The following is a 25,970-nucleotide window of genomic DNA, read 5'->3' on the forward strand; positions in this document are numbered from 1 at the left end:
TATATGAAAAAGCGTGCAGCTCTGTATTTAGAAAATACATGAGTCTGCACGCTATGAGTTTTACAATAACCGGCTTCACTAGCCAATGGCGATCCAGGAAATAATACCGTAGTTATGCGCGGTTTCGTTCCACTTGGTTACGACGATCACTGCTCCATTCGGCGTCTGAGATTTCAGCGTCGCATGAAAGAGAGGGTGGTTCGTCATCGCTACTAATGTGTAGTCCGGGTTTACAAAAGGCTCCCCGAATACAATGGTCACTTCCGTCTCTCCTTCACTGCCTTTCAAAAGAAACGGCGCTCTGCCGAACTGCTGCAATGCGGACTGATTCGCACACGTACGAACCGGAGTGATGCTCAAATGCTCCGGCTTCACTGCGTTCAGCTCCAACTCACGTGAGCCTACAGTGCCTTCCACCAGATGATGGCCTTCAATGCTCTGCTCTGCCACATGATGGCTTTGTACCGCAGCGGCCTGCAGATGCTCTGCTCCCACAGCTCCCGGGCTCAGCACCTCGCTGTCGACGGCCTGAGCTTGCAGATGGTTTCGAGATATACTGTTTGCCTGAAGTCTGTCGCCACTGATACCTTCCTCTGGCAAAAGTCCCGAGAGATGAATATCTGTGGACAGCTGAGCCCGTGTCACTGAGCCTGCTTTTAGGTGATGCGAATCAATAACTTCCTCTCCAATGTGGTGGCTCTCAATAGCCTCCTCAGCCACATGACGGGACTGTACCGTTCCATCTGCCAGCTTGCTGGATGTTACCGCTCCTTCTTGTATAGCATCCTCAACCACCGCCTGCCAGCCTACATGCTGTGGTTGAATAGCCCCTGCTTGCAGATGCTCCGACTGGACTGAATCCAGCGCGATATGCCTGGACTGCACCACGCCTTCTGCCAGTGCGGACCCTTGGATCGCCCCCTCGGCCAAATGCTGAGCGTGTACGGCATGCTCCGTTAAATGCACGGAGTTTATGCTGGCTTCTGCCAAATTCGAAGCACGCACCGCCCGAAGTGCAAGCTTCTCAGCGTTCACGCTGCCTGCCTGGAGCGCGTGAACCGATATACTCCCCGGCGCAATATGCCGAGTCATCACTGCCGAAGCCTGCAAATGATCAGAGGTGACCGATTCAGGAGCCAGGTGGCTCGACTGGACGGCCTCTTCTGCCAAATGATTGGCTTGCACCGCTTCGTCTGTAATGTGCCACGGCTGGACCGAATGAGGAGATATTTTAGCGGCAGTTACGCCATCATCCGCTAGTTTGTCGGACGTAACGGACTCATTCTGCAAAGCATCGGTCGATATTGCTTGTGAGGCGATATGCACACCTTGAATAGTTCCAAGATGCAGATGGTGCGGTTGAATAGACTCCGGTGCGATATGCACGGACTTCACCGCCCCCTCTGCCAGCGCTCTGTCCTGTACAACACCGGGTGCCAAATGCCGAGGGTGTACGGCATGCTCAGACAGCTGTGAAGGACCAACACTTCCTTCCGCGAGATTCGTCGCGTGCACCGAGCGTGCCGCCAGTTTTTCCGAGGTGATGCTTTCTGCTTGAAGCGCACGACCTGACACACTGTCCTGGGCCAGATGTCTCGCAAATACCGAGGAAGCCTGCAAATGATCAGAGGTGACGGATTCAGGAGCCAGATGGCTCGACTGGACGGCCTCTTCTGCCAAATGATTGGCTTGCACCGCTTCGTCTGTAATGTGCCATGGCTGGACTGAGTGAGCAGACAGCTTGGCGGCAGTCACGCCCTCATCCGCCAGTTTGTCGGACGTAACGGACTCATTCTGCAAAGCATCGGTCGGTATTGCTTGTGAGGCGATATGCACACCCTGAATGGTTCCCATTTGCAGATGATGCGACTGGACGGACTCCGGTGCGATATGCACGGATTTCACTGCCCCTTCTGCCAGCGCTCTGTCCTGTACTGCACCAGGTGCCAAATGCCGGGGGTGTACGGCATGCTCAGACAATTGTGAAGGGCCGACGCTTCCTTCCGCGAGATTCGTCGCTTGCACCGAGCGTGCCGCCAGCTTTTCCGAGGTGACACTTTCTGCTTGTAACGCACGGCTAGACACACTATCCGGGGCCAGATGGCTCGCAAGTACCGCCGAAGACTGCAAGTGGGCTGAAGTGACAGATTCCGGTGACAGATGGCTCGACTGGATGGTCTCTTCTGCCAAATGATTGGCTTGCACTGCTTCGTCCGCAATGTGCCACGGTTGTACCGAGTGAGCCGACAGTTTGGCAGCAGTCACACCCTCATTCGCTAATTTATCAGACGTAACGGACTCATCCTGTAATACATCGGTCGATATCGACAGGGATGCCAGATGCTCGCTCTGAATAGTTCCAGGGTGCAGGTGATGCGGCTGGATGGATTCCGGGGCAATGTGTACTGACTTCACTGCCCCCTCAGCTAGCGCTGTATCCTGCACAGCGCCGACTGCCAAATGCTGAGTGTGTACCGACTGTGCAGATAAATGCGAAGGACCGACGCTGTCTTCCGCAAGATTCGTCCCTTGTACCGAGCGTGCTGCCAGCTTTTCCGAAGTGACGCTTTCCGCTTGTAGCGCAAGACCGGATACACTATCCGGCGCCAAATGACTCGCAAGTATCACCGAAGACTGTAAGTGGGCTGAGGTGACAGATTCCGGCGCCAGATGACTCGATTGAACGGCCTCTTCTGCCAAATGATTAGCTTGCACTGCTTCATCTGTAATGTGCCACGGCTGTACCGAGTGAGCCGACAACTTAGTGGCAGTCACACCCTCATCGGCCAATTTATCAGATGTCACAGACTCATCCTGTAAAACATCAGTCGATATCGACTGAGATACCAGATGCTCGCCCTGAATGGTTCCAGGGTGCAAATGGTGTGATTGGATTGATTCTGGAGCGATATGCACGGATTTCACTGCTCCCTCTGCCAACGCTCTATCCTGTACCGCTCCGGCTACCAGATGCCGGCTGTGTACGGAATGTGCAGACAGATGTGACGGTCCGATGCTGCCTTCCGCAAGATTCGTCCCTTGTACCGAGCGCGCTGCCAGCTTTTCCGAGGTGACGCTTTCCGCCTGTAGTGCACGACCGGATACACTATCTGGCGCCAGATGACTCGTAAGCACTGAGGAAGCCTGCAAATGGCGAGAGGTAACGGATTCGGAAGCCAGATGGCTTGACTGGATGGATTCTGCTGCCAAATGATTTCCTTGCACTGCTTCGTCTGTAATGTGCCACGGCTGTACCGAGTTGACCGCCAGCTTGGCGGAAGTCACACCCTCATCCACCAATTTATCGGAGGTAACAGACGCATCCTGCAAAGCATCGGTCGATATGGCCTGGGATGCGATATGCTCGCCCTGAATGCTTCCTGTGTGCAGGTGATGTGGCTGGATTGACCCCGCGGTAATGTGTACCGACTTCACTGCTCCCTTTGCCAGCGTTGTATCCTGTACTGCGCCAGTTGCCAAATGCCGGGCGTGTACCGACTGTGCTGACAAATGTGACGGGCCGACGCTGTCTTCCGCAAGATTCATTCCTTGCACCGAGTGGGCTGCCAGCTTTTCCGAGGTGACGCTTTCCGCTTGTAGCGCACGGCCGGACACACTATCCGGGGCCAGATGGCTCGTGAGCACTGACGAAGACTGCAAGTGGGCTGAAGTGACACTTTCCGGTGCCAGATGGTTCGACTGGATGGATTCTGCTGCCAAATGATTTCCTTGCACTGCTTCGTCTGTAATGTGCCACGACTGTACGGAATGGGCCGACAGCTTGGCGGCAGTCACGCCCTCATCTGCCAATTTGTCAGATGTCACAGACTCATCTTGTAAAGCATCGGTCGAAATGGCCTGGGATGCAATATGCTCGCCCTGAATGATTTCAGTATGCAGATGGTGTGGTTGGATCGATTCCGGGGCAATGTGCACGGACTTCACCGCTCCCTCTGCCAGCACTCTATCCTGTACCGCTCCAGCTGCCAAATGCCGCGTGTGTACGGACTGCACAGATAGATGTGAAGGGCCGATACTGCCTTCTGCAAGGTTCATTCCTTGTACCGAGCGGGCTGCCAGCTTTTCCGAGGTTACACTTTCCGCTTGAAGTGCACGACCGGACACACTATCCGGAGCCAAATGTCTCGTTAGCACCGAGGAGGCCTGTAGGTGCACCGAGGTGACCGCTCCAGATGCCAGATGGGTCGAGTCCACAACCGCCACGGCCAAATGGTTGCTTTGTACAGCTTCATCCATAATATGCCCGGACTGCACTGCATGGGCTGACAACTTGGTAGAGGTTACACTTTCCTCTGATAGTTTGGCAGAGGTAACCGCTTCATCCTGTATGGCTTGAGTCGCTATAGCCTGCAATGCAATATGCTCTCCCTGAATGATCCCGCTTTGCAAATGCTCGGATTGGATGGATTCTGCTGCAAGATGCTCAGACTTCACAGCATTCTGGGCTAATATCGTGTCCTCTACTGATCCTGCGGCCAAATGTCTGGTTTGTACGGCCTGTGCAGCCAAATGCCCGGGTCCCACGCTGTTTTCCGCCAGGTTGGAAGCCTGCACAGCCCGAGCCGCTAACTTCTCGGAAGTGACGCTTTCCGACTGAAGTGCATGGCCGGACACACTATCTGGGGCGAGATGTTTGGTTTGGACCGAAGCAGACTGCAAATGGTTGGAGGTGACGGATTCCGGCGCGAGATGATTCGCCTCCACTGCTTCAACAGCCAGATGGTTGCTCAGTACTGCTTTATCCGTAATATGCCATGGCTGCACCGAACGAGCAGACAGCTTGGAGGAAGTGACACTGCCCTCAGCTAGCTTAGGCGCAGTAATCGCCAAATCATTAATTTTATCCGTAGCCACACTTTCCGGCGATAGTTTCAACGAAGTAACGGCATGATCCTGTAAATGGTGGGAGTATACCGCACCACTGGCCAAATGCGCGGTATGAACAGCGCCTTCGCCTAGTATGTCTGCGGTAACGGACTGTTCTTGCAACGCCGCGGTTCCGACACTGTCTTCCCCAAGATGCTTGCTCTGTACAGAGCTCTGGGCCAAATGGGTTGAATCCACCGATTGAGCCTGTAACGCCTTTCCGCCCACACTGTTGTCGGCAAGGTGGTTTTCACGGATTACTCCCGTTGCAATGTGTACGTGGGTAATGGCTTGAGACGCAACTTTATTTCCGGTTACCGCCCCTGTGCCAATTTTAGTTTCTATAACCGCCTCGTCAGCGATTTTGTCAGACTTAATAGCGCTCGAAGCGATGTGATTTTCCTTGATAGCCTGATTCGCCACATGGTAATCCAGAACTGCACCCTTCCCTATTTTCTCGCTTGTCACAGCCCCGGAATGCAAATGTTGCTCCGTAACCGCCTCTGGTGCAATATGATCTTTCCGAATAATTTCGGATTGAAGATGCACGGAAGAAACTGCCTCTGGAGAAATCTGAGGTCCTTGTATGGCTGCTGTTGCAATATGTCTGGTAAGTACTGCCTCATCGGCAATTTTGTGTGGGAGAATGCTCTGATCCGATATTTTGGATGAAGTGACGGATTGATCAACAATCTGCAATGAGCCTACAGACTGATCTGCCAGTTTATTGGATTGAATACTCCGATCCGCGATATGCCGGGCTGTTACTTGGCCCGTTCCAAGCTGCTCTTCCCCGATGGAGCCAGGACCCAGATGCTTTCTTTCAATCGCTCCTGCCTGAATGTGCGTACTGGTGACTGCCTCAGACTCCAGATGACGCCCGCTGACAACACCTTCCTCCAATTGTTCCCTGCCCACAATTCCGTCGGATAGCTGCTTGCGATTAATCGAACCGGGGGCCAAATGCCTTGCATGAACGGCATGCTCAGTCAGGTGCGCGCTCTCAATGCTGCCTGCCTGGATTTTAGTTCCATCCACAGCCCCATCCCGCAATTTGGAGGTGGTCACAGACTGATCGCCCAGCTTGGAGCTATCAACAGCTTCATTCGCCAAATTGTTCGATTGAATCGTACCGCTGCGAATTTTATCGGAGGTGACCGACTGATCTTGAAGCATATCTGAAGACACGATCCATTGCTTGAAATGACGGCTTTCAATCGAGCCATTGGCAATATGATCGCCGCTGATAATTTTATCCGCCAGCTTTTCTGGAGTGATGCTGCCATCACGAAGTTTTTCACCACTAATAGAGCGATCCTGCAATTTACTGCCTGCCACTGATGCGTCTGACAGATGCTCGACCGTAATGGAGTCGGGAGCAATCTTCGAAGCAGTCACAGCACCGTCAGCTATTTTAATTGTATGAACAGCATAATCTGCTAGAAATTCCGTTTGGATACTCTCTTGTTTCAGCTTGCTGGAATCTATGGAAGCGGGAGCGATCTTTTCACCTGTCACAGCGAAATCACTCAAATCGTCTGTATAGATGAAAGCATTGTTTACATGCGGAGCCTTCTTATTGTTCAAAATTTCTTCCACATCAATTGGATCAGGTTCTGGTTCTGGTTCCGGCTCTAGCTCTAGCTCTATCTCTGGCTCTGGCTCTAGCTCTGGCAGTGGGGGTTCTTCCATCAAAGCTGGAGTCTCCTCTACATCTGCAACCTCAATTTCTTTCTCGTGCAGAGCCTCGACTTCAGGCTCGAAAACTGTCTTTAGCTCCGACTCCTCTGTAGTTGGGGGAGGCGGAGAAGCAACTTGATGAAGTCTTGCTTCTGTCTCCCTCTCCGCAGGCAGTGGTTTTGAGCGTTGTATCATACTTAACTCATTCATATCCGGGTCAATTACACGATAGAGCGGCTTTTTGTTTCTGTTGGTTTTTCGGCTCTTGTTCTTCAAGCAGCTCTCTCCCTTCTCATGTTTATCGTTACAGCATCATATGCAGACCCTTAGGCACTTGCCACCCTGTACAGAGATTCACTTTTGGGTAAAAAGGATACTTACTAAAATCCACGTTTGAAAAAAAATAGTTAAAAGTTAAAATAGTAAGGGTGAAGATCGCTACAAGAAGAGAGGAATTACAATAACATGATTATCAAACCAAGAACACGTGGCTTTATCTGCACCACTGCTCATCCGGTGGGCTGTGCCCAACATGTTCAGGAGCAAATTGACTATGTACAGGCCCGTCCTGCTATCCAAGGCCCCCGTAATGTACTTGTAATCGGGGCATCTGCCGGATATGGATTGGCTTCTCGCATTACTGCCGCCTTCGGTGCGCGTGCCAATACAATTGGCGTGTATCGTCCTAGCAATGCTACGGCTACACGCACAGCATCGGCAGGCTGGTACAATTCTGCTGCATTTGAAAAAGCCGCTCAGGAAGCTGGGCTTAAATCCTTAAGCGTGACAGGAGATGCCTTCTCGGATGAGGTCAAAGCCAAAACGGTGGAAGCCATTCGCGAAGAACTGGGACAAGTCGATCTAGTGGTTTATAGTGTCGCTTCAGGTCGCCGTACAAATCCCCGCACAGGCGAAACGTTTAATTCCGTGCTTAAACCTATTGGTAAGCCTTACACAAACAAGACCGTTAACTTCCACACCGGGGAAGTCAGCAGCGTGACGCTCGAACCCGCAACAGAAGAAGAGGTACAAGGAACTGTAGAAGTTATGGGCGGTGAGGACTGGAAATTGTGGATTGACGCCTTGCGTGCTGGCGGCGTGCTCGCCGATACTGCAACGACCTTCTCTTTTTCGTACATCGGTTCAGATATTACACAAGCCATCTACAGAGAGGGCAGTATCGGAAGTGCAAAGGATCATCTGGAGGAGACAGCACGTCAGCTGAACGATCAGCTGAAAGTTACAGGCGGACGCGCCTTCGTCGCAGTCACCAAAGGACTCGTTACCCAATCAAGCTCCGCTATCCCTGTCGTTCCTCTGTATATTTCTGCTTTATATAAGGTAATGAAGGAAAAAGGGCTGCATGAAGGGTGCGTAGAACAGAGCTACCGCCTGTTTGCTGAGCGTCTGTACGCACCAGAAACTCCTGTAGATGAAGAAGGACGTATTCGCATTGATGATTGGGAACTGCGCGAAGACGTGCAGGCAGAGGTTGAGAAGATATGGGAGGCGCTGACGACCAACAATATCTACGAATTGTCAGATCTTGAAGGATATCGTCGCGAATTTTTCCAACTGTTCGGCTTTGAGTTCGAAGGTGTGGACTATGATGCTGATATTGATCCCATCATAAATATTCCTAACGTGCGCTAAGTCTTTTAGTGCTGTCCCTATGTTAGAAAAACAAAAAAAGCTGTTCTCCAGCAGAGAAACATTTCGTTCTGCATGGAGGACAGCTTTTGTTTTTAATTAAAAGGGACACTTATGTCCGCTTTGAACTGCAAATGATGCTATCATTGCAATTTTAAATTTCATTTGATATTGTACAGGTAGGCATAGCAAAATCCCTCTTCCTAACAAGAGGGTAAACACAGTTGGACAAGTCCTACCTTGACTGACCGTGATACTATTTGCTCAGCCCATCACACCCATATAAGGAGGTGCACAACATGGCAAAAGACGTTCTGTGTGAAGTCAACTCTTGTACGTACTGGGCCCAAGAGAATAAATGCAGCGCTAGCTCCATTTACATCGTAAGCAACAGACCAGAAGACACTCACAAGTCTGAAGAAACAGACTGCAAAACCTTCGAAGCCAAGTAAATCTTTGATTTCAAGCCTAGCTTTATAATGAAGGAGCCCATGCCCGGGTTCCTTCTTTCTTATGATATTCTAACAAGAATGATAATTATTATCAAGTCCTTTTTCGGTACAGAAAGGCGCTTTTCGCTTGTATACAATCATTTCTCTGCTACTTTATAAATCCACGCTGAAAAGGACACTGCTGTTCTCTCTAAAGACAAAAAAAAGAAGCGTCGCTCTGAACGATTCGCTTCTTGTGCTTGACCTTTTGTAATTGTTCCTGCTTGGTCGGCTTCATTCGTATGTGCTGTGAAATCTCGCCATAATGGTCATTTGTTTTGCGGCTCTGTGCCGCGCAATAGATTCCAGCGCGTTTTGCCTTGCTTAGCGCTTTTTGTGTTTGAGTACGTGCCATACGGCTTCACTCTCCTTCATTGGACTCCTTTTATCATAGCATCCAATAGTCAAATCGTGAATGGTTTGTCTGACTCAAGCATTCTTCAATTCATTAAATGTCTGAAAAAATATCCGGATCGCCACTGGAGGCCGCTACAATAAAAACAATAACTATAAAAATGATGATCAGTGTATAAATCAGTGTACCGATAATACTACATACCAGTCCAGCAATGGCCATACCTCTGCCTTGCTCGCCATGACGGTTAATTTCCTTCAGGGAAAGACTGGACAAAATAATACCCACAATTCCGATAATCAACCCGATATAGGGAATGACAACAGATAAAATCCCGAGCACCATCGAGGCAACAGCTTTACTATTGGTAGGTGGAACTACTGGGGGCGGGTTAAATGGGGCGTTATAATCGTTCGTCTCCTGAAAAGGATCGGAAGATCGAGGCTCCTTGTACAAATCACTCATCTGTTAAATTCAACTCCAATACGAAAAATAGCAATTATATAAGTTCTAGGGTACCACAATCTTACAAATCAGGACAGTACTTATTTCGAATTTTTAAATTAGAACGTTAAAAAGAAGAAACATAGCGATATTAGCACTTTTTGAGGTAACTGGGCATACAGTATTTTACCTGTTACAGATCAATTGTGCTCCATGAGAGCATCCTGCCAAGGAGGTCGGAGCTATGCTATATCGTGCAACATCCCACAGAAAGCGCTCGCCTCACAAACGTTTAAATGCAAACACACTTAGGATAATATCCACTGCCATGCTGCCATTTTACAAAGCTATAGCAACTCGCCGTGCGTTTGCAGTTCAATGGTCACGAGCTGTCGTTCAGGCGAATTTGGATCGGATGAAATCCCTTCTCTGCTCAGTAGCTCCATTTGCCGCCAAACAAGGCTTAGGCACGAATGGCATCGGCTACTTTATTTCCTTTTTAGCTCAGCCACCGATGCTCTATTATACGAATGGAACAACGATTCCACCGGGGACTGTGCAGTTTACATTTGAGCCGAGAGTTCATCGCGCCATCGCAAAAGCCGTTTTTCCGCTGTATCGCGAATTAGCACGTAATCCATGTTTTGCTTCTGCCTTAGCCAAAGCGATCAACAGACAAGACCAGCGTGCAGTTCATGTCATGATCCGTAGTTTGATTCCATCCTCTGCGCTGAAATCCGTACAAATTGAGGACGATGGCTTTGCATTGCTTTTTAAGTATTCCTTTAGTAAATACCCCTATCGCAATCTGCTCTTTCGAGAGTTCACTTAAAAAGGTTGCTACTAGCGTGCTTGCTTGAGTTCTCCAATGAGCTCTTTTCCCAGTTGTATGGCCATATCTGTCAGCACTCGGATTTCGTCCTTGGATGCATGGTCCAAATGTGTCCCGCAGCAAATGGCAAAATTGCCCGCAAACTCTTTTCGTAAGCGAACTGCAATTTCTTCGGTAATATAAAACTCCTTGTGATTTTGCAATTGCACAGTTTGAATCGGCTCGAGTCTGGCCCCTGCTGTAATCGTTCCCAAATGGGGCTGATCACCGCCAGAAATGAGTACAACGATATCTTCCCCCATAAAATAGGCATTCAGTACAAGACGGATACGGCCGCTTTCTTTTTGCAAATGAATCATAGGATCCTCTCCTGCTAAAAAATATTATTGTGAAACGATTCACTTTATAGAGTTCTACTCATTGTATCGCTTCTTGAACAGTTCGACAATTTAAAAATGGCCCACAGCAGCCTATAAACCGTAGCTTGCTGTGGGCCTTCATTGTTATTCTAAAACAAGCATTCCATTTCCTACTGGGTGTTAACGGATCGTGATCGTATGCACAGTCTTACCGCTTGCGCCGTCATTATCCGTCACCGTTAGCTCCACGGTATACGTTCCAGCTGTGGTGAATTTATGCTTCACCTTGGAACCGACCGCCGTATCACCATCCCCAAAATTCCAGCTGTAACTGACGATCTCACCGTCTACATCACGGGAAGCTTTGGCGTTAAATTGTACATTTTTGTTCTTCTTAGCGGATTCATTAGCCTGAATAATGGCTACTGGCTTCTCATTGGATGTAGGTGGATTCGGATCAGGGTTCTGTCCCCCACCATTGGTTACATACAATCTTCCCGGCGCCTCCGTCTCCACTTCATTTCCCGCTGCATCCCTTACCCGGATCACGATGACTCCGCCTTCCAGGTTCAGAGAAGATGAAGTGAAATAAGTACCTTCATAGTGGCCTGACGAAGTCTCATTTAATGGAATATCGTTGCGGCCCAAAGTGGACAGGTTGAAAGGCAGCTCCACATGGAAGGACGCCTCCAAACCGGATGCACTGTCAAAAGATACCCGTACTGACTGCCCTGGAGTAATACGCACATCCTCAGCAGGGTTAATGTTTTCAAGCTTCGGCAGAGCTGTATCGACATACACCGAGCGCGTAACGGTTGTTTCGTTTTCGGCAAGATCCTTGGCCGTCACCGTAATTTGATTTTCACCTTCGTTGATAAGCAATCGCTTGTTAAAGGTGCCGTCACTTCCAAATTCGGCTGGCTCGCCGTTAATCGTCAAATCGGTGAGGAATTCGTCATACACCGTACCGGTGACGCTCACGACACCCGCATTCGTACGGGCTCCTTCATCTGGCGAAGTCAGGATCAGACCCGGTTTAGTCTGGTCAAGTGTCACGACCACCGGTTCGGAACGATCCGTTATTTTGCCGTATACCGCTGCTTGGACACTTAGCGGATTAGCACCTGGTTGAAGATCAACCGACAAACTGAACTGGCGATCCTTCACCTTCGTTGTGCCAGCCAGCTCCTTACCGTTAAAGAGCTGAATATCGGCTCCTTCTGCCGGAGAAGTTCCTGTTACGGTAATCGTCTCTTCCTGCGTATAGGTAGCCTTCGTAGGAGTCGTAATCGTTGGAGCATTCACCGGATATCTGACGATAGCCCGGATCATGTAGTTACCCTCCTCCTCAGGTGATTGGCTCCATGTGCCGCTTACACCTTGCCAACTTCGAAGCGCATTGGGACTGCTTTCATCTGTAGCAAGACCCGGCGACTGTGTGCCTACAGCAGACTGTGTATATACGATGTAGAAGTCACCTTGAACCGTCACCGGCTCTGGGAGCTGTACCGTCGTCCATTGTGTCTCATCCCGTACGGCAGTCCCGTCGAATGGACCAGCCAACAATCGTCCAGGTGCTCCTGCGGCACCGGAGGCGTCATAGACAGAATATTGGAATGCCGTTCCTCCCGGATTCGGGAAGGCAGAGTTCCAGAACAAAAGCGATGCTCCTGTCACTTGAGTCACTTCCGACTCAGGTGTCATTCTGACTGCCCATGAATTGCCTGCCGCGTTAAAGGCTCTAGCATTTTCTCCTGTCCCGTCATCGTAAGCAATGCCTCCTTGGAACCCGATAAAAGGTTTCAACATGACATTCGCTTCCACACTACCGTTCGGAGGAGCAGTAACGGATACACTGTCGCTATAATAATTTTCGGCTGCAATGGACAACGTGTATGTTCCTTCCAGCACGTCCAGCGTAAATTCTCCAGCCTCATTCGTTTCTACCGGAGCAATGCGTGCATCCTCCACCACCAACACTTTCGCTTTTTGGATCGGTTCACCGGATTGCTTGTCGGTAATGACCCCGTGAATCGTACCGTGAGGTATGGCCTGAAGACTAAAGTTTGCTCTGATGACTTTGTTATTCTCAATCGTGACTGCTTTCGTTTGAGGAACGTAACCGTAGGCTTCAGCCTTCAGCGTATAGTCGCCGGCTACATGGGTGAAGCTGTATTTGCCCGTGGTCGGATCCGTTTTTACCGAACGTCCGGTTTCCAATACCGTAACCGTAGCGCTGGCTGGAAGACTGTCGAGACCGACACGTCCACGTTCCACCGTTGTTTCTGCCGGCTTCACTTTCTCCTGGAATTCACTCTTTTCAGTACTTGTAATTTTGTACAGCGGGAACTGTTCTTCCGCTTTTTCCAGCTTGATATTCGACTCAGGTACGATGTCCTTAGTCACTGTCGTAGCTGGAATGCCAAGCACACGGAAATCGTCAATATACCAGCCGTTCTTGTTCACACTGTTATCCGATTTCAAACGGAAGCGAATTTGGATTTCATTGCCGGCGTAGCTATCCAGATTGTAATAAACTGGAGCCCACTTTTTCCCGTTCGTATTGTGAGAGAATTTGCCCAGCTCGCTCCACGTGTCACCATTGTTTTTGGACACTTCCACATAACCGTAATCATAGCCAGCCTCAATTTCAAACCAGTGATTGAAGGTCAGTGTTGCGTTGCGTACAGCTTGCAAATTAATTTTTGGTGAAACCAGCGAAAATTCAGCTCCGTTCTCATAATTGCTATCCAGATCGGTTGCCCACACATTGGGTCTGGACGCTGCGCTCTCTGGTCCTACTTCCTTGGGAATGCCGCGTTCCCACTCATCCTTAGTACCAGAATGAGTCCAGCCATTATCCGAGCTGCCGTCAAAATGATCGCTATACAGCGTATCCGGCACGTCTACTCTCAGAGAAGCCTCATTCGACTTGATTCCTTCATTACCACTATAATCCTCAGCCGCCACTGCATAATGATAGGTCGCTCCACCGACCGTGATGGTATCTGTGAGTGTCAGTGCTGAGGTTGTACCGATGGAAGTATAATTTTTGCCTGATTGGGTAGAACGATACACCTTATACTGCTTCACATCTTCATCGGAGGAAGCATTCCAGGCCAGTGTGACGTTGCCTACAGTATCTGCTTCAGCAGTCAAATTGCTCGGCGCAGCAGGTGCAACGGTGTCTGGCTCCTGAATCGACAGATCGTCAATATACCAGCCATCTTTCACAACCGTATTGTCACTAGTAAAGTTGAACAGGAGGTATACCTTTTGACCCGCGAATGCCCGCAAATCAAGATATTGTGTTTTCCAGCCGTTGCTGGCGCCGGTAAATGATAATACCTGCTCAAACGCATTCTGATTGTTTGTGGTTGCTACGTACACTTTGCCGAAATCAGAATTGTTTTCAAGATCGTACCAATGCTTGAAGCTAACCAGTGCCCCTTTTGAGCTCTCGGTCAGATCAATCGGAGGGGCCATAAAATAACTGTTGGAGTTGGTCTGATATTGGCCTTCGAGATTGGTCGCGATGACCTTTGTACCCGAATGTGCGCTTTTAGGGCCGCTTGTTGGAGTTCCCCATTTCCAAACACTGCCCTGTCCACCGATATTAATACCGGCAATGTCTTTTTCAAAGTCTTGTGTGTAGCCTGGTTTTACCCCTTTAGAGATTTTCACCTTATATACTTCAGTTTCAAATCCGTTATTACCGTAATCATTTACACGAATATAGTATTCCAGACCAGCGCTATCCACCAAAAAAGTCGGGATGGATGCTTGATATGTACCATCTTTGCTGTCGCCGGAGGTCCGTTCCAACGGAATATATACATAATTTGACGTACCCGCTGTTTTGGCAAATGCCTCAACGGCTGTCACGCCGACATCATCCGTTACATGAGCAGTCAGAGGTATATCAATACCCTCGAATGCCGCAGCGGGCGGTGTATGCTCGAGAACAGGTGCTTCCAGATCGTCGCCACCCGTTACAACTTTACCAGACACGGAGCCCAGACCCTGCATGACCGAACCGACCGCATCCAGCGCATTAATGACACCATGTCCGTAGCCATTGTTTGGTGAAGTAGGATATGTGCTGTCCGTTCGTGGTGTAGCCGTATTCATCAAAATTTCCTCAAGTTGATCTACGGTAAGCGAATGATTCGCTTGCAGCAACAGCGCTGCAAGGGCCGCAACATGAGGTCCCGCCATAGAAGTACCGTTATATCCGCCTTTATAGGCGCCACCAGCAACAGATGACCGGATATTAACACCCGGCGCGGAAACTTCGGGCTTCACTTCACCATAGGGTGAGGGTCCTAACAATGAGAAGCTGGCCAGATTATCATTGCTATCCGTGGCTCCAGTAGCGAAGGATTCCGGATAGTTCGCCGGATTGGCTACTGAGGCAGGTCCGCCCGGATTGGAAAGAGAGGTGTTACCTGCAGAGAATTCGGGGAAAATTTGAGCATCCCGCCATGCCTGAACCACAGGCCGGAACCATTCATCAAGACCCGGTCCGCCTCCCCACGAGTTGTTCACTACGTCTGGAGCAAGCTCGGGATGAAGATTTCCTTGGGCATCTTTTGGCGCAAGCAGCCATTGACCGCCATCCAGTATAATTGCATCCGTCGTTTCCGGATTAAAAATCCGAACCGCAATCCACTTCGCGCCAGGGGCAACGCCCACTCGGTTCGTTCCGTTTTCCTCAGAGCCGACCATGGTACCCATTGTATGTGTACCATGGGAATCGTCTTCCTGATCGACCGGAAGCGTTGCGTGACTATGCGGATCGTACCAGCTCAGCTCGGGATTCACGACATTGCCTGCCGCGTCCAGACCCCGCCATTTGCGATGAAGGGCCGGATGTGTATAATCTACACCTGTATCCAGATTGGCAACCACGATTCCGGTTCCGTCGATTCCTTTTTCCCACACTTGTGGTGCGTTAATATGGGATATGTTCCATTCCACCGTAGATGGGTCTACAGCGTTCTTACCTGCATTGCCAGGCTTAGCCGATGTTTTGCCATCGTCCTTCTCCAGCTCTACAGCTTTCTCTACCGATGCAGACTTCGCCGTTGCTGCTGTCGCTGTTGCAGCTGTTTCAGCCGTTTTGGCATTTGCTCCCTCTGCTTGCTTGTCAACTGTCACCTTTTGCAGATAACGCGTTTCATTCGGTAAGACTTTATCGACCTCAGGTAGTTTCGAAATATGATCCAGCACCTCCTTGGTGCTTGTTACAGCCAATGCATTGACAATAAAATAGCTTTTATATTCCTTCACTCCGCCGCTCTCTGATTGCTTGTCCAAGTAATTTTCAAGCCCATATTGGGTTCTTGAAGCGGTTTCACGCAGAGAGCTGATCACATGGCTGCGTGCAGCCATTTTGGCAGCGGAGGGTGTTATTTTCTCAAGTGAGGCCTTTTGGAGAGCATTTTTGGAAACCTTGTTGGTGTCTACCTGTTCTTTTAATTTGACCAGATAGGTAACATAGTTATTCTCCTCAAACTGTTTGGTCAGTTTCGGAGATACCTTCGCGGTCGTGACCTTGTGAGAGGCTGATTTCAGCTCCAGCTTGGAGCCATCCGGTGTGTTATTCGCCAAAGCAGGTTGAACAAAGGAAAAGGCCATTAGTAAAGATAGTCCGATAGACAGTGGTTTCTTGAATCGTTTAGGTTTAATCAATTACTTTTCCACTCCTTTTACTAGGTTTAATGTTTCTGAAATAACCTGTACAGAGTAAGACCTCATGCCTTGCACATCAAACACACGGGTTGCGCAACATGATGTGGTTGGCGACCACCTCCTTCATAGAATATAGAGGCACAAAAATATTTGGCTGTTCATAGATGGCAGTACTTCATAGGCGAGTTTACAATCCCAATAGAAGAGCGATGAAATTCAGTAGAAACCAAGGAGAAAAAGCAGGAGAACTTCGAAGAAAAACATGTTATATCATTACAGTTTATATTAAAAATTGATATATAATCATATATTATGGAATAGTATAAAGTTATCAAAACAGATATACAAGTCATTTTTTTGCATTTTTCTTGAAATTCTATGACTTTTATATTCTTTTATGTACGAAAACCCCTTTTTAGCGGCTACGTAATTAGTGCATTACACGGTTAGCAGGTGTATGCAATCTCTGTACGAGCCGCTCAAAGGGATTTTCGGAAGACTTTCTTAATCCTGTCTGATTATTTTTACTTAAGTACGGAGTTCACCGCAGCAAGCGCGTCGATCAGACCATATCCGTAACCATTGTTCGGTGAAGTCCGATACTGGCTGTCTGTCAGCGGAGTTGCTGTTTTTGAAATAACATCCTCCAGTTGGTCCACGGTCAAAGATGGTTTGGCCTGAAGCAGTAATGCTGCTAATCCGGCAGTATGCGGGCCTGCCATGGAGGTACCGTTCCATCCCCCCTCATACACTCCGCCCGGTACAGAAGAACGGATGTTTACACCAGGAGCCGAAATTTCAGGCTTCACTTCGCCATAAGGAGAAGGACCGCGCAGCGAGAAGCTGGCTAGCTTGTTGTTAACGTCCGTGGCTCCTGTCGCATAAGCCTCCGGCAGATTTGCCGGATTGGCTACAGACCCAGGTCCGCCCGGATTGGACAGTGTTGTGTTGCCTGCGGAGAACTCAGGGAAAATCTGAGCCGCTCTCCACGCCTTGGTGACTGGACGATACCATTCATCCAGGCCAGGTCCACCGCCCCAAGAGTTATTCACCACATCCGGTGCAAGCTCAGGGTGCTTTTTACCGTTTTTATCTACAGGAGCAAGAATCCATTGTCCACCGTCCAGTAAGATGGAGTCGGTGGTATCTGGATTGAATACTCGAACCGCAATCCATTTGGCGCCAGGAGCAACACCGATTTCATTCGTACCGTTGCTGTCCGAGCCAACGCTTGTACCCATCGTATGTGTACCATGTCCATTTGAATCAGTTGGCAGCGATGCTCCATCAACCGCATCATACCAGCTCAGTTCTGGATTCACGACCTGACCGGAAGCATCCAGACCACGCCATTTTCTTTTCAACGCCGGGTGAGTATATTCAACGCCTGTATCCAGATTGGCGACAACAATGCCTTTGCCGTCAATGCCTTTGGCCCAAACCTGTGGTGCTTTGATTTTAGAGATATTCCACTCGACACGGCTTGGTGTTACCGCATCCTTATATACGGATTCTTCCACCGATTTTTGCGCATTCTCTTCCGTCACAGCCGTATCTACAGCGGCCTGATCTGCAACCACTTGGTCAGCTGTAGATTCCTCAACCACAGGCTGGGCATCCTTATCTATTTCTACCTTTTGCAGTTCCCGCTTTTCATCCGGTAAAATTTTGTCGATCTCAGGAAGTGTGGCCAGATTATCCATGACCTCTTTGGTGCTGGTGACCGCAAAAGCGTTCACGATAAAGTAACTCTTGTACTTTTTGACGCTTCCGTTATTAACTTCTTTCTTTAAGTATTCTTCCACGGATTGTTGCGTTTTTTCTGCTGTATCCATGAGAGAGTTCACAACTGTTGTACGTACAGAAAGCTTAGCAGCAGCGGGTGAAATCTGCTCTGCAGAGGCCTTTTGGAAAGCATGCTTGGCAACGGACTCCGTATCCACCTGATCCTTCAATTTAACCAGATAGGTGACATACTCACTGGCACTGAATGGTTGGTTCAGCTTGGCTGAAACCTTGGCGGAAATGGTTGATCCTCCTCTGAGGTGGTTGTGCTGGAATCCCCATATACCGGGGAAATTAGAGAAAAGGCAAGAAGAGCGGTAAAACTGACCGACAGCGTCTTTTTGATATTTTTCGACTTAATCAATACTTTCCATCTCCCTTTACTTGGTTTTTTAATTCTCAAGGACAACCTTCCGGACAGCTACGTCAAAAGCTCACAAAATAGCCTCTGGTACTCACCTCCTTTAAAAAATATAGATTCCGCCGGGGTGAAATCCATAGATCATCATTCTGAGGTGAACAACCCTTGGTGCAGACCGTAAAAAACGAGCATCGGGTAGAAACAGGTGGACAAGTTTGAAAATGATAAGTGAAAAAAATGAAGAGAAAGGTAGGATAAGAAATTTAGAAGTAATCGAGGAGGTTAATGTGCAAGTATTAAAATACAATTTAAAACAAAAGAATGAAACATATGGTATCTTTTGAATCTAGTATAGTGTCATAAAATCAGATATTCAAGCATTTTTTTGAATTTTATTCCTTTTTTCCTTGAAGAAAAGAAAAATCTCTTCCATTTTCGAAGCAAATGCAAGTCTTCATTGTGCACTTGGTTTCGGAGATCAGAAGAGATTTTTCGACATTCAGCAAGAAACTTAAAAGAGTGTTATCTGCCGCTATTTACAGGTATGGGAACCGAGACGGCTCCATCTGGAAAGGATGATTTGGTTGGCTGCGGTCTGCGGCACAGACTCGTACATTCTCGGAAAGCCATTTGCCTGCATCCACAGCAATGATCCTGATTCACCAGTGCAAGAGCAGCCGTAAGGGCCTCTCCTGTGTGTTCAAAAAAATGCTTTTGTCCAATCATGTCGTAGCATCCAGTTTTCTGTAGTAATGCCAGCGGTTGAGGCTGGAGTCCGGAAACAAGCACTGTCCCGCCAGACTTCCGGTATTTCTGAATTAATGCAGTAAAGTTACCTTCTCCCGTCATATCCATAAAAGGAACCTTTCCCATACGTAACAACAAAATCCCTTGTAGGTGATCAGTCCGGCCTCCCACACCTGAGTTTTCCAATACCGAGGCTGCACCGAAAAATAGAGGGCCTTCCACATTGTAAATAGCCACTTGTGGACAATCATGCTGATCTGTGACCATATGGGCGCCTACTTTTTCATGTTTTACAGAAGGATCAGGAAGTACCTTGTCTACTGAAAGTGTACTGCTCATACGTTTAACAAACAATACAACCGCTAGAATCAGGCCTACCTCCACAGCCGTTGTCAGCGTCGTAAAAACCGTCAGCAAAAAGGTGACAACCAGCACAATAGAATCCGCTGTCCGCGTTTTGAGAATGTGCGCAAAATGCTTGCGCTCACTCATATTCCACGCTACTACCATCAGCACCGGAGCCATACTGGCCAACGGAATGTTAGATGCGTAAGGTGCAAAAAGCACCAGAATGAGGAGCACCACGAACCCATGTACGATGCCTGACATAGGAGAAACAGCACCATTACGGATATTTGTGGCGGTGCGGGCAATTGCACCTGTCGCAGGAATACCGCCGAACAGCGGTGTCAGCAAATTAGCAATCCCTTGTCCAACCAGTTCACGATTGCTGCTATGCCGGGCTCCCGTCATACCGTCAGCTACCACCGCTGAAAGCAGAGATTCAATAGCTCCCAGCATTGCAATAACAAGTGCTGGCGGCAAGAGTTTCACGATCAAATCCCACGTCACCGCAGGAATATGTAGCTCAGGCAAAGATGCTGGAATTGCGCCATACGCAGAGCCAATCGTAGCCACCTGCCCTGGAAAAAGTAAAGCTGCCACCAGCGTTGACAAGAGTAGACCAACCAGTGATCCGGGTATCTTGGGCCATTTTTTAGGCACCAAAATAAGCGCGGCAAGACAGATACAAGCCGTCAGGATACTATACACATTCAGTGAAGGAAGTCGATGGATGAGCTCTGCCATGGAAGGCAGAAAAGTTTCATGCCTCTCTATCCCGCGCAAGCCGAGAAAGTTAGCAATCTGACCACTGAATATCGTCACGGCAATTCCGGCCGTAAAGCCAATCGTTACTGGCTTGGGAATAAACTTGATCAATGCCCCCAGCCTGAGTACACCCATTAAAATGAGCATAATGCCCGCCATAAAACCGGCTATGAGTAAGTTCTCATAACCGTATTGCATGACAATAGCTAGCAAAATCGGAATAAACGCGCCTGTAGGTCCTCCGATCTGGAATTTGGATCCTCCCAGCAGCGAAACCAAAATTCCCGCAACAATGGTCGTATACAGCCCATATTCCGGCTTTACTCCTGATGCAATGGCAAACGCCATACCGAGTGGAATCGCCACAATCGCTACAATACTTCCGGAAATGAGATCCTTTCGCAAAGCCCCTGCGTTATAGCCTTCGAACCTTCCTATCCACTTCATTCCTGTAACCCTTCTTTTCTGTAATAGCATTACTTCTCGTTACGTATACCTTCCAGCAACGAGATAGCTTCGACCAAATGATTGTCAAAAATCCGTCGCGCCACTGCAAGCAGCTCCGTCAAAAGCGGATCACGTAGTGAATACACAACCGATGTACCTTCCTTGAAGCTGTTCACCAAATTTTTGGCTCGTAAAACGGCCAATTGCTGCGATACGGCAGAACCTTCAGAACCGAGCGCAGTCTGCAGCTCGTTCACATTCCGTTCCCCTTCACTCAGCACCTCCAAAATGCGGATGCGCAGAGGGTGAGCCAATGCTTTGAAAAAGTCGGCCTTAAATTTCTGGAGATCTCCTTCCATGCCTGCTCCGTCCCCCTCACAGAATTGTCCTATAAACGATCAACAATATCTGAATATTTGAATATTTAGTACAATAACAGCTTCGGGCCAATTGAACTATGATGTTACTCACACTTCACCATGAGTAAAGTCACATTTTTCCACACTTCTACCTTTCAGGGGTTGACAGCTTCCACAGGTTTCCATTAACATAGCAATTAACTTTAAGAAAAGGGGGCCGACAGACATGACCGTGCTTTACATGATAACGACAGACAGGCAGCATGATACAACCACATATTTGAGTTTTCGTCTCATCGGCCCCGTTCGGGCGACATGATGGGTGATATCACGCTGTCTGACGGCGTGATTAGCCAGGCTTTTTTATTTTTTTATGCTATTGGAAGAACAAGTTATTTTACGTATTTATGATGTGTTGATCATAAAATGTAATAACACTTTCGGTGCAAGAAGCCGTAGACGACAAGTCTGCGGCTTTTTTTGTTTTTTAAATCTTTTTATGCAAGTATTTATGAATTTACTTGAAGAAGGGAACTACCCATTTATATGAATATACAACATACAACCGACTCGTCCTTGCATGAAGGACCATACAGCCATCTGATGAAGCTTCCGGCAGGTGATCTAACCGTCTATGCTTCTCAGCAACTTTTCTCCTCACTGGATTACAAAGTGTTCGAGATGGCTAATAACAATTTACAAATTCCAGGTATCCGCTATATGGGATACACACCAGATGTACATGTAGGCGTCGGAACCTGCATCGGTACGACTGCTGTATGGGGAATGGAGGATGGTTACGTATCTCCCTCCATCGTCGGCAGTGATATTGGCTGCGGCATGCGCGTACACCTGACCAATCTGCACAAGGATGCTTTGAAGGAAACCAAGCTGCGCCGTAAGCTGGTCAAAACCATCGACAAATATTTGCCCATGGAAGCCCACCAACGCGGGCATTATTCGGATATCCGACTGGAGCATATTGTACGCAAGGGTCTACACGGCTTACCCAACAAATATATTCCGGACAGCTACACTCCTAAGAAATCCACCTCACTCACCCATGTAGAGCACAGTAAGTTCTCCTTTGACGAGGAGGTGCTGAATCTTGTCGAAGACCGTACATGGCACCGGGCTCACCGACAGCTCGGCACACTGGGTGGAGGCAATCATTTCGTCGAAATTCAGGCGATTGAAATCGCGGAGGAAAACCGTGAAACAGCTGAAGCTTGGGGGATGTTCGACGGTCAGGTGGCTGTGATGATTCATTCTGGATCGCGGGCTTGGGGTGGAGCAGTCAGCCAGGCTAGTTCATCTGCCATTGCCAAGACGATGAGCCGTCTCGGACTCGGTACCTCTGACCCGAGACTGGTATTCGCACCGCTGGACCATCCCGAAGCTGCACATTATGTCGATATGATGTATTCGGCGCTGAATTATGCCGTGGTGAACCGACATCTCATCGCATACTCCGTGCGTGAAGCCTTTCGCGATGTCTTTGGTACAAAGTGCGAGTTGCGTACTTTGTACGATCTAATGCACAATTATGCTTGGGAGGAATCCCATCCGGATCACGGTAGTGTGTTTGTGCATCGTAAAGGTGCTACGCGTGCTCTTCCAGCAGGACACCCCGACAATCCGCGGCCTTATCAGGCGACAGGGCATCCGGCCCTGATTCCCGGCTCTATGGGAACAGCCTCTTATATTATGGTAGGCTTACCGGGCGGTCAGGATAACTTCCACTCCATTTGCCATGGAGCAGGCCGTATTCGTTCGCGTTCTGCGACCAAACGACTCGTCAGTGTGGACGATTTTGCAGGGGCCCTGGGTGTAGGGACAGACGACGAAATTGTGGTCAATCAGGCATCACTGGAAAGCATTATCGACGAATCTCCGCAAGCCTACAAAAATGTAGATGATATTATCGAAAGTGTCACCGGGGCAGGACTCGCAGCAGTTGTAGCCAAATGCAAGCCGCTAGCTGCCCTGAAAGGAGCCAAATAATTTGAGTATAGACATCCCAGCTATTTATGAATTTGATGAACGTACAGATGGACGCATTACCGGTTATGCCGCTTATGCCCGTCTGATCGACGGTATCAGTGAAGCACTCTATAACCGCTATGGCGTAAAATACGTGCTGTATGCCAGCGATGATCCCAATATTGAGTATTGGGATCTGCTGGAGGAGGATATTCGTTCAGGCAGTCCCGACCTGGAGCATGTGGCACGGGTCTTCGATCGTTTGGAGGAACGCACCATCCAGTATGACGATGACGGGCCGACTCCTGAATACGGCGTGCATCTATCGATGCGTAATAATGTATTCGCCTATCCCAAGTGGGGCATCGCGCTGGCACGAGTTCCCTTTTTCCGTGATAATGGCGTGTACAATGAAGATTACGTATTTGCGATAGGCGACCAGGAGCTGCAAGGCTTCCTCGCGGGAGTACGCGGTCGTGAACGTAAGCAGAATATGAAGCGTGTCACCGTGTTTACCGACACAAGCCGTGGACTTTCTCGGCAGGCAGAGCCGATAACCCGCGCAATTACGCGAGATGACGTGATTTTGAAAGCGGAAATCAAACGGGATATTTTCCGATCACTTGATCAGTTTTTTGAAGCGGATCGTACCTTCTATCAGACTTATAACATTCCTTACAAGCGCGGCATTCTGCTATACGGCCATCCGGGCAATGGTAAAACAACACTTGTAAAATCAATTGCCAGCAGTGTACCGGGTCCGGCAGCCTACTGGCAAATTACGGAGTATACAACCAGTGAATCGGTCAAAGAGGTGTTCGAGGCGGCTACTCGCCTGGCTCCGATGGTGCTGGTCATTGAGGACATTGATTCCATGCCTCAGGAGGTGCGTTCTTTTTTCCTGAATACCCTCGACGGTGCTACATCCAAGGAGGGCATCTTCCTGATCGGAACGACCAATTATCCCGAAAAAATCGACCCGGGTCTGATGAACCGGGCAGGGCGTTTCGACCGGGCTTATGAAATCAGTTTGCCTGACGAAGCGCTGCGACTGGCATATCTCAAGTTGCGTAACTTCCTTGTTTTTGCAGGAGAAACGGGTACACAGAAGGCGGCAGCCATGACTGACGGGTTTTCGCTGGCACAGCTCGGAGAACTTTATGTCAGCACGGCTCTGGAGTGGCATGAGCAGGGAAAAGCCGATATTGAACTGATTATCAAAGGTATGCGAGGCGAGCTCGATAAGAGCCGTAAGCAGGACTGGCTAAAAAATGTGGCCGAAGGACGAGTCGGGTTCTTCTGATTTATCCTTTCATTGCCTTATCAAGAAATTTATGTTACGTTGATAAACAATAAAGTATCGAAAGGGTGACCTTAAGCCAATGATCTACTAATCCTATTCCACCAAAGAAAAAAATCGTAATCTTACGAATTTTCTGGATAGGATTAGTGTAGGCTTTTGGGTATTAACGATAAGAGCATTGCTTCTTTGACGGGAGCAGTGTATCTTCTTGTTCGTATGTCTGCCTCCTATCCAGAAACCAATGGATAAGGAGGTTTTTTGCATGAAAAGAATACTTGGGATTCTAATGATTAATATCTTCATTGTTATGGTGGGCGTGGGTTTAATTACCCCCATCCTGCCGGAACTGATCATTGAGTTTGGAGCCAGTGGGCGGGCAATCGGTTTATTGGTAGCAGCCTATGGCATAACGCAGTTCCTGCTCTCTCCCCTGACTGGACAGCTGTCTGATCGATATGGGAGAAAAGTTTTTATCCTCGTAGGTGTCATTGTTTTTGCTGTAGCTAAATTTATCTTTGCTATCGGAGATGAATTATGGATGCTGTATACCTCAAGACTTCTGGAAGGAATGGCAGCAGCCTTGATTGTTCCACCCATGATGGCATATGTAGCGGATATTACAACAACCGAAGAACGCGCCAAAGGGAACAGCCTGCTCGCCGCAGCCATGTCATTCGGATTTGTTATTGGACCTGGATTGGGTGGTCTTCTTGCAGGATATGGAACGAGAGTGCCGCTTTACACAGCGACAGGTGCTGCTATAGCTGCTGTTATTTTTTCAGTGTTTTGTTTGCCTGAAAGTTTATCGAAAGAGCAAATGAAAGCAGCACGGGCAAGAATGATTCAGAAGGAATCTATTTATAAACAATACGCGAGATCATTGAAGTCAAAATATACAATGCTCTTTGTACTTGTCCTGGTGATGACCTTTGGACTCGCTAATTTTGAATCTGTTCTTGGTTTATATGTAACGAACCGCTTCCAATTCTCGCCGCAAAATATTGCTGTCATTCTGACCGCAGGTGCTGTGATCGGAGTCGGTATGCAAGCATTAGTTGTTGCTAAAATAATCAATAAGTTTGGTGAACAAAGAGTGATCAAAGGATCGCTTCTTTTCACCTCTGTTGCTTATATTTTATTTCTCTTAGCCAAAGATTTCTGGAGTATCTTCCTTGTCACTTCCCTTATTTTCTTTGCCACAGCTATGCTTCGTCCAGCTCTTAATACACAATTATCGAAGATGGCCGGGAATGAGCAAGGATATGTAGCTGGTATGAATAATGCCTATATGAGTGTTGGGAATATTTTAGGCCCTACTCTAGCGGGTTTTTTATTGGATGCAAATCTGTTCGCTCCATTTATAGCAGGCTGTTGTATTCTGTTGATTACTTTTTTGCTTACATTAAAAATGAAATAAAAGAAGACAACTGATGAGCAAAAGGCAGCTACGGGTGCGAGGCTTATTTTTCAATGCCCGGCTGTA

Annotated in this window: 13 protein-coding genes and 1 pseudogene; 6 read left to right on the forward strand and 8 right to left on the reverse strand. The window is 48.4% G+C overall.

Features of this window, described 5'->3' with window-relative positions; genetic code table 11:
* Positions 1-78: 78 nt before the first annotated feature.
* Positions 79-6,843 (reverse strand): WIAG-tail domain, encoded by a 6,765-nt coding sequence (locus tag G9G53_RS18860; RefSeq protein WP_165149605.1) that lies wholly within the window; start codon positions 6,841-6,843, stop codon positions 79-81.
* A 189-nt stretch (positions 6,844-7,032) separates the two neighbouring features.
* On the opposite strand from G9G53_RS18860, the gene fabV reads away from it, so the two are divergent.
* Positions 7,033-8,220, forward strand: coding sequence for an enoyl-ACP reductase FabV (gene fabV / locus G9G53_RS18865; RefSeq protein ID WP_029515641.1), 1,188 nt, complete (start codon positions 7,033-7,035; stop codon positions 8,218-8,220).
* 296 nt (positions 8,221-8,516) lie between these two features.
* Positions 8,517-8,669, forward strand: a complete 153-nt coding sequence (locus G9G53_RS18870) for a DUF1540 domain-containing protein (protein ID WP_013311427.1) — start codon at positions 8,517-8,519, stop codon at positions 8,667-8,669.
* A 190-nt stretch (positions 8,670-8,859) separates the two neighbouring features.
* Here G9G53_RS18870 and G9G53_RS18875 read toward each other — a convergent pair whose 3' ends face one another.
* Both G9G53_RS18875 and G9G53_RS18880 read right to left on the reverse strand, forming a co-directional pair.
* Complete coding sequence (locus G9G53_RS18875; RefSeq protein WP_049816899.1) at positions 8,860-9,063, reverse strand: hypothetical protein; 204 nt, start codon at positions 9,061-9,063, stop codon at positions 8,860-8,862.
* A gap of 93 nt (positions 9,064-9,156) precedes the next feature.
* On the reverse strand, positions 9,157-9,528 hold the full coding sequence (locus G9G53_RS18880) for a DUF4190 domain-containing protein (RefSeq protein ID WP_025720792.1): 372 nt from the start codon (positions 9,526-9,528) through the stop codon (positions 9,157-9,159).
* A gap of 223 nt (positions 9,529-9,751) precedes the next feature.
* Here G9G53_RS18880 and G9G53_RS18885 point away from each other — a divergent pair, with 223 nt between their 5' ends.
* Positions 9,752-10,339, forward strand: a complete 588-nt coding sequence (locus tag G9G53_RS18885; protein ID WP_029515643.1) for a hypothetical protein — start codon at positions 9,752-9,754, stop codon at positions 10,337-10,339.
* 11 nt (positions 10,340-10,350) lie between these two features.
* Here G9G53_RS18885 and lpdD read toward each other — a convergent pair whose 3' ends face one another.
* The 5 genes and pseudogenes from lpdD to G9G53_RS18910 form a co-directional block, all read right to left on the reverse strand.
* Positions 10,351-10,698 (reverse strand): prenylated flavin chaperone LpdD, encoded by a 348-nt coding sequence (gene lpdD / locus G9G53_RS18890; protein WP_165149607.1) that lies wholly within the window; start codon positions 10,696-10,698, stop codon positions 10,351-10,353.
* 180 nt (positions 10,699-10,878) lie between these two features.
* Positions 10,879-16,392 carry a S8 family serine peptidase gene (locus G9G53_RS18895; RefSeq protein WP_165149609.1) on the reverse strand — a complete coding sequence of 1,838 codons (5,514 nt, stop codon included), beginning with the start codon at positions 16,390-16,392 and terminating at the stop codon, positions 10,879-10,881.
* 524 nt (positions 16,393-16,916) lie between these two features.
* Positions 16,917-18,541, reverse strand: a pseudogene (locus tag G9G53_RS18900) (S8 family serine peptidase).
* Positions 18,542-19,060: 519 nt separating this feature from the next.
* Positions 19,061-20,842, reverse strand: a complete 1,782-nt coding sequence (locus G9G53_RS18905; RefSeq protein ID WP_165149611.1) for a SulP family inorganic anion transporter — start codon at positions 20,840-20,842, stop codon at positions 19,061-19,063.
* A 29-nt stretch (positions 20,843-20,871) separates the two neighbouring features.
* Positions 20,872-21,201: an ArsR/SmtB family transcription factor gene (locus tag G9G53_RS18910; protein ID WP_013311437.1), complete on the reverse strand. Its 330-nt coding sequence runs from the start codon at positions 21,199-21,201 to the stop codon at positions 20,872-20,874.
* Between the two features lie 546 nt (positions 21,202-21,747).
* On the opposite strand from G9G53_RS18910, the gene G9G53_RS18915 reads away from it, so the two are divergent.
* The 3 genes from G9G53_RS18915 (at position 21,748) to G9G53_RS18925 (ending at position 25,904) form a co-directional block, all read left to right on the forward strand.
* Entirely contained in the window at positions 21,748-23,205 is a 1,458-nt protein-coding gene (locus G9G53_RS18915; protein ID WP_029515647.1) for an RtcB family protein, read from the forward strand.
* A 1-nt stretch (position 23,206) separates the two neighbouring features.
* The gene (locus G9G53_RS18920; protein WP_029515648.1) at positions 23,207-24,487 is read left to right on the forward strand and encodes an AAA family ATPase; all 1,281 of its coding nucleotides are present in this window, start codon (positions 23,207-23,209) and stop codon (positions 24,485-24,487) included.
* A 262-nt stretch (positions 24,488-24,749) separates the two neighbouring features.
* A complete protein-coding gene (locus tag G9G53_RS18925; RefSeq protein WP_069012512.1) occupies positions 24,750-25,904 on the forward strand; it encodes an MFS transporter in 1,155 nt (384 codons plus the stop codon).
* Positions 25,905-25,970: the final 66 nt, after the last annotated feature.

Origin of the sequence: Paenibacillus sp. EKM206P, from assembly GCF_011066155.1 — a bacterium.
Lineage (GTDB): Bacteria > Bacillota > Bacilli > Paenibacillales > Paenibacillaceae > Paenibacillus > Paenibacillus polymyxa_D.

What these genes read in the sequence shown, in the direction of transcription:
- G9G53_RS18925 (WP_069012512.1), top strand. Translation starts at nt 24,750, where the DNA reads ATGAAAAGAATACTTGGGATTCTAATGATTAATATCTTCATTGTTATG.
- G9G53_RS18875 (WP_049816899.1), bottom strand. Translation starts at nt 9,063, where the DNA reads ATGGCACGTACTCAAACACAAAAAGCGCTAAGCAAGGCAAAACGCGCT.
- G9G53_RS18880 (WP_025720792.1), bottom strand. Translation starts at nt 9,528, where the DNA reads ATGAGTGATTTGTACAAGGAGCCTCGATCTTCCGATCCTTTTCAGGAG.
- lpdD (WP_165149607.1), bottom strand. Translation starts at nt 10,698, where the DNA reads ATGATTCATTTGCAAAAAGAAAGCGGCCGTATCCGTCTTGTACTGAAT.
- G9G53_RS18905 (WP_165149611.1), bottom strand. Translation starts at nt 20,842, where the DNA reads ATGAAGTGGATAGGAAGGTTCGAAGGCTATAACGCAGGGGCTTTGCGA.
- fabV (WP_029515641.1), top strand. Translation starts at nt 7,033, where the DNA reads ATGATTATCAAACCAAGAACACGTGGCTTTATCTGCACCACTGCTCAT.
- G9G53_RS18915 (WP_029515647.1), top strand. Translation starts at nt 21,748, where the DNA reads ATGAATATACAACATACAACCGACTCGTCCTTGCATGAAGGACCATAC.
- G9G53_RS18885 (WP_029515643.1), top strand. Translation starts at nt 9,752, where the DNA reads ATGCTATATCGTGCAACATCCCACAGAAAGCGCTCGCCTCACAAACGT.
- G9G53_RS18870 (WP_013311427.1), top strand. Translation starts at nt 8,517, where the DNA reads ATGGCAAAAGACGTTCTGTGTGAAGTCAACTCTTGTACGTACTGGGCC.
- G9G53_RS18910 (WP_013311437.1), bottom strand. Translation starts at nt 21,201, where the DNA reads ATGGAAGGAGATCTCCAGAAATTTAAGGCCGACTTTTTCAAAGCATTG.